The organism is Curtobacterium sp. MCPF17_046, from assembly GCF_003224295.1.
In the GTDB taxonomy this organism is placed as follows: Bacteria; Actinomycetota; Actinomycetes; order Actinomycetales; family Microbacteriaceae; genus Curtobacterium.
Genome location: NZ_QKLB01000034.1, coordinates 1 through 1,060 on the forward strand (window position 1 = coordinate 1; position 1,060 = coordinate 1,060).

The 1,060-nt window shown below is 55.6% G+C and carries 2 rRNA genes; both read right to left on the reverse strand.

Annotation, left to right across the window (positions count from 1 at the left end):
* Positions 1-7 precede the first annotated feature (7 nt).
* Positions 8-124 (reverse strand): 5S ribosomal RNA (rrf, locus tag DEJ32_RS15925).
* A 140-nt stretch (positions 125-264) separates the two neighbouring features.
* Positions 265-1,060, reverse strand: a 23S ribosomal RNA gene (locus DEJ32_RS15930); the annotation flags it as partial.

A 1,060-nucleotide genomic window follows, 5' to 3' on the forward strand; every position in this document is an offset into this window, starting at 1 on the left:
AAAAGAAGTCCGGCGGCGTCCTACTCTCCCACAAGGTCCCCCTTGCAGTACCATCGGCGCTGAGAGGCTTAGCTTCCGGGTTCGGAATGTGACCGGGCGTTTCCCTCTCGCTATGACCACCGGAACAATTTCGACACTCCAACAAGGAAGCTTCGAAACCATTCCGCGCATGCGCGGTGTTCAGTTTCAGTTGTTCCCGATCGTCTGTCGGGAACCACAAAGTGGACGCGAGCCCCACACCCGTAAAGGTGTGGGTAAAAAGTGTGTGTCAAGTCTTCGGCTTATTAGTACCGGTCAGCTCCACGGGTCGTTAGTCCCCGCTTCCACATCCGGCCTATCAACCCAGTAGTCTGCTGGGAGCCTCTCACACTCAAGGTGCATGGAAATCTCATCTCGAAGACGGCTTCCCGCTTAGATGCTTTCAGCGGTTATCCGGTCCGAACGTAGCTAATCAGCGGTGCCCTTGGCAGAACAACTGACACACCAGAGGTTCGTCCATCCCGGTCCTCTCGTACTAGGGATAGATCTTCTCAAATTTCCAACGCGCGCAGCGGATAGGGACCGAACTGTCTCACGACGTTCTAAACCCAGCTCGCGTACCGCTTTAATGGGCGAACAGCCCAACCCTTGGGACCTACTCCAGCCCCAGGATGCGACGAGCCGACATCGAGGTGCCAAACCATGCCGTCGATATGGACTCTTGGGCAAGATCAGCCTGTTATCCCCGAGGTACCTTTTATCCGTTGAGCGACAGCGCTTCCACAAGCCACTGCCGGATCACTAGTCCCGACTTTCGTCCCTGCTCGACCTGTCAGTCTCACAGTCAAGCTCCCTTGTGCACTTACACTCGCCACCTGATTGCCAACCAGGTTGAGGGAACCTTTGGGCGCCTCCGTTACTCTTTGGGAGGCAACCGCCCCAGTTAAACTACCCATCAGGCACTGTCCATGAACCCGATCAGGGTCCTACGTTAGACATCCAAAGTGACCAGAGTGGTATTTCAACAATGACTCCACGAACACTAGCGTGCCCGCTTCACAGTCTCCCACCTATCCTACAC